General features: G+C 30.3%; 7 protein-coding genes and 1 tRNA gene. 2 read left to right on the top strand and 6 right to left on the bottom strand.

Annotated elements, in window-relative coordinates; genetic code table 11:
* Window positions 1-286 precede the first annotated feature (286 nt).
* Window positions 287-1021 (top strand): hypothetical protein, encoded by a 735-nt coding sequence (locus HMPREF0493_RS06990; protein WP_006352622.1) that lies wholly within the window; start codon window positions 287-289, stop codon window positions 1019-1021.
* A 37-nt stretch (window positions 1022-1058) separates the two neighbouring features.
* Here HMPREF0493_RS06990 and HMPREF0493_RS06985 read toward each other — a convergent pair whose 3' ends face one another.
* The 6 genes from HMPREF0493_RS06985 to HMPREF0493_RS06960 form a co-directional block, all read right to left on the bottom strand.
* A complete protein-coding gene (locus HMPREF0493_RS06985; protein WP_006352621.1) occupies window positions 1059-2240 on the bottom strand; it encodes a restriction endonuclease subunit S in 1182 nt (393 codons plus the stop codon).
* Complete coding sequence (locus tag HMPREF0493_RS06980) at window positions 2230-3843, bottom strand: HsdM family class I SAM-dependent methyltransferase (RefSeq protein ID WP_006352620.1); 1614 nt, start codon at window positions 3841-3843, stop codon at window positions 2230-2232. Before HMPREF0493_RS06980 ends, HMPREF0493_RS06985 begins: the two co-directional genes overlap by 11 nt.
* Window positions 3843-6911: a DEAD/DEAH box helicase family protein gene (locus tag HMPREF0493_RS06975; protein ID WP_006352619.1), complete on the bottom strand. Its 3069-nt coding sequence runs from the start codon at window positions 6909-6911 to the stop codon at window positions 3843-3845. The genes HMPREF0493_RS06980 and HMPREF0493_RS06975 overlap by 1 nt, the downstream gene beginning before the upstream one ends.
* 89 nt (window positions 6912-7000) lie before the next feature.
* Entirely contained in the window at window positions 7001-7195 is a 195-nt protein-coding gene (locus HMPREF0493_RS06970) for a hypothetical protein (protein ID WP_006352618.1), read from the bottom strand.
* The gene (locus tag HMPREF0493_RS06965; protein WP_006352617.1) at window positions 7179-7595 is read right to left on the bottom strand and encodes a hypothetical protein; all 417 of its coding nucleotides are present in this window, start codon (window positions 7593-7595) and stop codon (window positions 7179-7181) included. The genes HMPREF0493_RS06970 and HMPREF0493_RS06965 overlap by 17 nt, the downstream gene beginning before the upstream one ends.
* A gap of 267 nt (window positions 7596-7862) precedes the next feature.
* Window positions 7863-7935, bottom strand: a tRNA-Thr gene (locus HMPREF0493_RS06960).
* A 162-nt stretch (window positions 7936-8097) separates the two neighbouring features.
* On the opposite strand from HMPREF0493_RS06960, the gene HMPREF0493_RS06955 reads away from it, so the two are divergent.
* Window positions 8098-8811 (top strand): MgtC/SapB family protein, encoded by a 714-nt coding sequence (locus HMPREF0493_RS06955; RefSeq protein ID WP_006352616.1) that lies wholly within the window; start codon window positions 8098-8100, stop codon window positions 8809-8811.
* The last annotated feature ends 85 nt before the right edge of the window (window positions 8812-8896 follow it).

Genomic DNA, 8896 nt, shown 5'->3' with positions numbered 1-8896 from the left:
CCACTTTGCCATAATTATCTACTCATTCATGGGAATTTCTCATTCTATTTAACAAAATTTTTTTCAAAAAAGTTCATTTTTGCATTTTAAAAGAAGAAATTAAGTACCCCTCTTTTTATTTTTTAATTAATTTGATGATATTTTTCAAAACTAACTTTGGATTTTTACTAATTTTGAGTAAATCACAAAATTTATAAGTTATATGGAAAAATCATTGTTGAGATCTCGTAGTAATGACTAAACGGGACAGGTACCTGTCCTTTGTAAAAGCAAAGGACAACTATTCATGAAATTAAAAATTAATTATCTCAATACTGTTAATTACTCATTAATTATGAAAGGAGTGGAAGAAACAAGTTTCAAATACTCTAACAGTTACCGAAAAATCCATCCCAACGATCAATCGGTATACAAGACTCTCACCAAAGTAGATCAGCTAATTACACTTGCCAATGGTAAACGTAAAGCTAACGACAGCGATAAAAATATTTTGTTTCCATTACTTAACTTGGATGATCATAAGGCTGATTCTAATTATCTTATTGATGAGTATCAAAACAAGCAATATATTAGACTTACTACAATTGGCGAGTTAACAACTTTTCTTAAAACCAAGAAGGGATACTCTAGATTAATCAAGCAAATAGATCAAGGAGAGGATGGATTAGACTTTAATAAATACATTTTAAAAGCTAAATCCAAACAAGCTGCTTATATTAGGGATTCAAAATTATTAATTGTAATTTTAAATTTCCACTTATTAAAGAGACACGATCAATTTGATCCTACTAGATGGGATGCAACTTCATTAATCGAAGTTATGAAAACAACCATTAATGATATTTTTGGCTATACTCCAATTACTGATCCCGAAATCATTAAGAAAATTGCAAGCGACTATTCAAACTCTAAGGCGGAAGCTTTAAGAAAAGAAATTAACGAAGAAAAAAATAAAGAAGACAAATTATTGTCTTCTCTATGTGCCACCTTTGAACAGCTTACTTCTTTGAACAAGCTTTAGATAGTACCTCGCATAAATAATAATTTAATTATTTCTTTTATTTATCAATAGTAACTTGTCCATTCATTAACATTGGCAGAAGAAAATCACGCATAGATTTAAGCTGTAAATTTTCATTAAATAATTTACTCTGTTGCTTAAAACTGTTATTAACTATTTTTTTAAATCTATCAATAGTATTTTTATCTGGTATAGTTATAATATAATTTCTTAATAAATTCTTCTGAAGATGCTTTAATCCAGTACCTTGAAAGAATTTTTTATCCATACTTGGTTCAATTCCTTTTAGAATAAAGGGAAGCAAATACTTCATATCAGAATCACAAGTTAAACTCCACGTATCAGTTGAATATGAAGCATCACCATAAAACCACTTAATACCAGCATTCCCACCAGTATTCAAATAACAATTTAACCCTGATACTATTGGCTTATCTACAAATAAAATTGCTTCTCCACTAGTAAAAAAAGGAACTTTTCCAATTTCTGCTGCCTCTTTAACTTTAACTTTTGATTTAATATTTTCTTTTAAAATTTCTTTTAAAGTATTAACTTCCCATCCCTCAGGAATTTCCTGTTTAAGTTGCTCATTCCAGACCATCTTGCCACCATTTGACTTGTATGGCTTACCGTCTTTATCAGGGAATTCAAATTGTAGGAACCAATAATTATAGATAGTTTTAGCCATTGATTCTAATTCTTTAGAAATAGCATTATTATTTGCTATTTTTGAATCAATTGTTCTAAGTAATCCAGCAGTTGTGTTCTGCACTTTTATATTAGGAATTTCAATTTCAATGTTTTCGAAATCACTTTTTTTTAATATTGGTGTTCTAGTTACGTTAGCTAGTTTAAAAAGAAAATTTTTATGTAATTTTAGCCAATAATAAATATAGTAAGGGTTATACAATTCATAATTTATATCAGTTATAGAATTAATCTGTTGATTAGTAGCACACTTGCCATTTACTAAAGCTACGTTCCCCATATCCCAGCCAATACATCCTACTAAAATACTTAAACCTGAAATAGTATTATTTTTTATACTATTAAATCCCTTTTGAGTAATAGTACGCTTAGTGTACTTAACTACACCATCATCAATGTGCAAATCTGCCGGTGTAATAAATGAATACCCTTCTCCAAAATTCGCAGAATTACTAGTTGAAGGTGTTTTCCCAGTTACTACTTTACCAATATTCTCAATTTTAACTTTCATATCTTAAATTCTTTAAATATCCCTGAATATCTTTTTCTAATTTATTGCCTTGGACGTACAATTTATTTAAATTATTTTGATACTTTTGTATTCTTTCTTCAAATTCATCTTGAGTAAGTTTCACATATTCAATCTTTACAGGGAAGTACTGCCCAGCACTAAATGAATAATTCTTATCTTTTATATCTTTTAAACTGACAGTAATTGAGAAGTCATCCACATCTTTTCTCTCTACAGCAGTATCAACAATTTTTTTAATATCTTCTACAGATAATGCCGTTCTTTGCAGGCCATTTTCTTTAATCTTCTTCCCTAATTTCGACGCATCAATTAATTGAACTTGATCATCTTGCTTAACTTTGTTAAAGAAAATAACACTAACGTTAGTCCCAGTATTAGCAAAGACATTCGATGGCATTGAAACCACCTTATCAATCATCCCATTATCAACCAAAAACTTGCGAATCTTCTTGTCGATTCCTGATTGAGCAGTCAAAAAGCCTGTTGGGACAACCACTCCAGCCTTTCCTTTATCATTAAGAGAATGAATAATATGCTGAATGAATAATTCATAAATTGCCATACTATTCTTTTTCTTATTAGGAATCTTAGGAATACCTGCAAAATAAATTTCACTTGAATTAGGAATACTTTCAACCTGATCTCTCCAATCAGAAAAATCAAGCTTAAAAGGTGGGTTAGAAACGATATAATCCATCTTTTCGGGATGCTTATTATTTAAAATAGTATTACCTTGAACAATATTATGAATAGAGTGACTCAAATTATTTAGAATAAGGTTTAATCTCAATAAGTTAGAAGACTTCTGGGAAATATCCTGACTATAAACAGTACATTTATCAACACCAATTCTATTGGCAACATTCATTAATAAAGTTCCTGATCCAGCTGCTGGGTCATAGACTTTAACATTTTCTGGCTTTGCTTTGCCTATCAAAATATCAGCAATGATCTTTGAAATGGTGCGCGGTGTGTAGTATTCTGCATAATTACCGCCACCATTTTTGTTATAGTCCTGAATCATGTATTCAAAAATTGTAGAGAAGAAATCAAACCCTTCATCAAAAATTGAATTATCAAATTTAGTTGAAGCTAACAGCTTAATCAATTCTCTAGCCACATGATCTCTTTGTGAACCATCCTGAATATTATCGGCTATCAAATGTGCATCAAATAACCTTACTTGTGTATTTCCAGCAGTCTCAACAGAAAAAAGATCGTTATTATCAAGCGCAATATCATTTAATGCAGAATCAAAGACTTCACTAAAATCATCAACATTTTGCTGGTTATAAATGGTTTCAATCAAATCTTTACGCTGGATTACTGCTGAATCGGTACCTAAGCTTAATTGCGTCATTTCATAATCATCATCACTTAAATCCATCAAATGCTGATAATCATTCTGTGAATCATATTTTTTAGCTTCATAAAGAAACTTATCATTTAAAAACTTATACAAAAATGATTGCGTAACAAGTTTATATTCGCCCGCTTCTCCACCTAATCCAGCACTAGTTAAGATTCCTTTGATACTATCAACTAAATTTTCTACTGTTTCTACATAATTCATATTTTCCATTAACTAATTCCTTCATATTCGTCATGATATTCTTTTGTTAATAAATTTGATATTTCTTTTATTTCAGGAAGTGTTACTTTACTTTCTAAACTTCTATTGTTTTGTAATAAAGCCTGTATTGCTTTCTTATCGAAATAAGATTCATTAGTTAAAACAGCACTATTTTTTGCTACCTCATCATCTAATTTAGATTTAGAATTTTTCATAACATAATAAACACTTGGATTTTCTCTTACACTATAGGCATCCTTACCATTGTTATCATAAACTACAGCTTTAAAGCTACGAGCATATTTAGCATCCCCATTAAACGCCTGAGCTAGACGTTCATTTTTAGCATTTAAATTCTTCATTTCAAAGATAATCTCTTTGATTTTAGCAGTATTATTCTTAGTTTCTTCTACACTAATTTCTTTAATATGCTGCTTTTTCATGATTCTTCTAAATTCTGTAAAGAGGTTTACCCATTCAGGATCCTTTTGATCCCAATTTCGATTAATTATCTGTCTTGCCTTTTCCTCTTCTTTTCGATAATCATCAGCAACTAATTTAAGTTCTTCACTATCTCCCTTTTCAAATTCAAACGTCCAATTATTCATAACAACATTTAGAATATCTTTTCCTGTATCTAAATTTGCATCTTCAATTAAATTAAGTGTTCTGATTCTATCTTGAACTGCATTCAATAGCTTAGAAACGTCTTTAGCTTTTATTTTTTGAACTAAATCATCATACGATAATAAGCGAGCTACATTATAATCTTCCTTAAGCTCTCGCAATGTCTTAGCGAGCTCAATCAATTGGCCTTTTTTCGGAACATCATCAATTTGTTTAGAGAAGTTTTCTAAATTATCAGTATCATATTCTACTAATACTAATTCAGCGTTCTTTAAATTCTTTTCAATGTCTTCTGCAGGTACAAATAAAGAACCATATATATTCTTAAAATCTTCCCCTGAATCTTCATACTCACGGTTAAGCTCTGCAAAATAAGCTTGATTTGTTTTATCAAACTCCTTAGAAATATTAGCAAAATCGACAATATAACCCACTCTGAAATTATGATATGGGCGATTTACACGAGTTAGAGCTTGCAATAAATTATGTGCTTTAATGACCCTACCTAAATATAATTTCTTTAATCTGGGGGCGTTAAAACCTGTAAGAAGCATATTATAAACAATTAAGAAGTCCGTCTTCCCATCTTTAAAAGCTTTAACTTCATTATTTCTAGTTTCTTTATCGTCCTCATCTGAAAGAATTAAAGAAGCAGTAAATGTTGTTTCATTATTTGATTTCTTTTCTTTAAACAATTTATAAAGTTCTCTAGCTTGTTCTGATGAATCAGCTACAATCATGCCACCAATAGTATCATCACCATAGATTTCTTTAGATTGTTTAAAGTCATTTAAAATGTAGTCTAACAATGGAGAACAATAATTAGGGTGAGCTAAAATATCCTTTTTCTTTAATTCTCCCTTTTTAACTTCTTCTTGAAGATTATCAACTATATTTCTGAATTTCTTTTTATACTCAGTTGTTACCTCTTCACGCATTAAGCGCAGTGTAAATCCATCTTGAATAGATTGATCATAATAATACTTATTTAGATAATCACCAAAGATTTCTCTAGTAGTTTTTCTTTTCTCTTTCTTTCCATGTTGATCAATATTAATTAATGGAGTTCCTGTTAAAGCAATTTTGATTGAATTCTTATCAGCATTATATAAGTTAGGCAGATATGAACCCTTATCATTGTAAGAGCGATGGGCTTCGTCAATGAAATAAATATTTTGCTTATTAAGGCTTTCATATCCTGATGTATCAGTTAGATTAGTATCTTCATTAATCTTTTGAATATTTACAACGGCAACATCTTCTGTAAAGGGATGATTTAACTCTCTTTTAGAATTAATTCTTTTAACTTTTAAGCCCCTATTTAGAAATGCATTTTCAGCTTGATTAGCTAAATCAATTCGATCAACGATAAAGTAAAATTGAGGAATTATGCTTTTCTTTTGTAATGCATACTTTAAATATTGAATATTATAAAATGCTAAAGCCGTCTTACCAGATCCCTGAGTATGCCATATAACGCCCTTTTTAACACCGGCATTAATTGCATCCCAAATTGCTCTTGTAGCGAAATACTGCGGATAACGCATAACCTGTTTTTGGAGTGTCAAAGTACCATTATCTTTACGAGTTTGATCATAAGCTAAGCCAAAACGTAAAAAGAACTTAAATCTATCTTTTGAAAAAAGAGAAGTTAAAAATGAGTTAGCTGGAGTGTTGGGGTCACAATTAGTTTTAAATTCAGTTGTATCTTTAATAGCAATTTTATTTGCATCTTTTAACACAGTTTCAATATCTTCGTCAGAAATAGAACCTATTTCTTTATTTAATTCTTCAGCTCTTTCTTCATGCATAGAATTAAAGAAAGCTTGGCTATAACTTGAAGTACAGTAATAGGATCCTGTCGTATGCATACCATAGTCTTCAGAATAATCCATATTATCTGTAAAACCAATCAGCTGAGTTATATTATGGAAAGTTTTAAAAGCTTTATTTTGAAATCTATAATTCATTCTAGTAAATTCAGATCTCATTCCTGTTTGACCATTTCGAATAACATTAGGCTTTTTAAATTCAATATAAGCTAAAGGTATACCATTAACAAAAATAGTTGCATCAGGTCTAAATTCTTCATCACCATTTTTACAAGGAATTTCATATGATACTAGTAAGCTATTAGAATTCCAATCATTCCAATCAATAAATTTAAAATTGGAGTTTCCTTTATTTTGAATTCTATTAAAAAACTCTCTGCCTAAGTCATTATTAGTTAGTTCTGTCCTGATATCTTTGTACTCATCTTCAAAATTTTTCTTTGTTGCATCAGGATTCAGCTTAAAAAATTGCTTCTCTAAAATAGGCTTTAAAATATTATTTTCTGGATCTTTAATGCTTTCAACAGTATTTCTAGAAATGAATTTATATCCCAATCTCATTAAATGAAGAATCCCAGGAAATTGAACTCTAGACATTTCATTAAATTGCTTACTCATAATTGTTGCCTTACCTTTTATATAGCTAAATTAATTATACAAAAATCAGATGCAAATAAATCAAAATTAAAGTTCATAAATATTTGTAACTATAGATTCTCTAAACTCTTTGTATTAAGCGTAAAATCATTCCATTTAAAAGTCTCAGTGTACAGTGTGCCATCTGGCTTAGCAAAGCCAATTTCAATTTTTCCTTTATAATCTTTAAGATGATAATCTCTATTAATATCACTCACACTAAATTTATATTCTAAAGTACTTCCTGGTTTAATTTTTTTTTCCATAACTTGTTGGTCTCACAAAATCATCTAATTTATTTTTTCTTAATCCATAAAACCCTAGTACTACAATATTATTACTTTGATTATAGGCAAAAAACGTAATCGAAAGAGTTGAAGGAATTGTTTTTTTGCTAATTCTATCGAAATCTTGTTTTAGCGAATGAAATACTTTTACGTCAGGGCGTTTTCTAGTTGCCAAATGCAAAGATGTTATTACTGATGCTGTAGTAGCTAATCCACCAATCCATTCAGCTAAAGACCCTATTTGTTCACCAATTAAGTTTATTTTGTAATGAATCTTTCCATCTATTAGTATGCCTATGATTATTCCAAAGAAAAGCCAAATCAACCAAATATATTTATCATAAAATTGTCTAATTTTCTGTTTGGTCTCAATACTCATAAATACTCCTCATTACAATATTTACCATTTAAGCATATTTTATCATTAAAAAAAGGGCTTTAAGCCCTTTTAATCACCATATTTAGCACTCTTAAATTTCACTCAAACACACTCCAAACACATGAATTTTATCTGTGTGTTTGAATTGTGTTAATTTCAAAAAAATCCTTATTATTTCAAAGAATTTCACATTAGTTCAAACTAACAAAAAAGCCTTTCAAATCAAGCTTCATTGACCTTCTTTGAAAGACTTAAACGTATTTCTAATGCTGACTAGAGGATTCGAACCTCCGACCTCATCATTACTAGTGACGTGCTCTGCCAACTGAGCTAAGTCAGCAACTCTTTGTTGTCTCACCCGACAACAGTATTAATTAAACCATACGAGCCAAACTTGTGCAAGTGTTTTTTTTATTTTTCCAAAAAACTTTTTTTCTCTGTAATTTCACTCTATTTATACTAAAATAAGAGACGTGTAATTAAATATAGAAAGGGTGACTTCATGACCAGCCTAACAAGTTTTGCTCCACTCTTAGTTCAATTAGATTGGTTGCTTAGAATTTTCGTTGCTGCCATCTGTGGTGCCATTATCGGCTATGAACGTGCAATTCAAAGAAAAAGCGCCGGTGTCAGAACTCACATCGTTGTTGCGATTGCTTCTGCCTTATTCATGATCGTTTCCAAATACGGATTCGCTGATCTTCTGAATATGATGCATAGCATTGCTCTTGATCCATCAAGAATTGCTGCTCAAATCGTAACTGGTATTTCATTTATTGGTGCAGGTACAATTTTAGTCCGGCGTGAACAAATTTCAGGTTTAACTACCGCCGCCGGAGTTTGGGCAGTAGCTGCTATTGGTATGGCTGTCGGTGCCGGAATGTACGCAATCGGTATTTTAACTACTATTTTCTTATTCTTCGTTCAGATGATTTTCCACGACGATATTTTAATCAATAAGATTATTTTCCACGTCCGCTTCAATATTCAAATTGAGGCCGTCAATAAGCCCCATATTTTACCGCAGATAAAAGAAGAACTTGAAGAGAATCAGGTTGAAAATATTTATGTTAAAATTCTTGATGTTAGTGATGAAAAAATTGTCTTCAACGTCGATGGTATTATTAACCATAAGAAAGATGAAAATGATATCATCATGGCTTTAAGAAAACATCCTGATATTACAAGAATCAGCCACACACGTGGTGGCCAATAATTTTTTAAAATTTGATGATTAGAGGACTTTGTAAGCCCTCTTTTTTTCTGCTCTTTCAAATTGTTGTTAAAATAGATACTATAAA

This window comes from Lactobacillus amylolyticus DSM 11664 (assembly GCF_000178475.1).
In the GTDB taxonomy this organism is placed as follows: domain Bacteria; phylum Bacillota; class Bacilli; order Lactobacillales; family Lactobacillaceae; genus Lactobacillus; species Lactobacillus amylolyticus.
The sequence above is the reverse complement of the archived record's forward strand: the minus strand, read 5'-3'. Positions and strand labels throughout refer to the sequence as shown.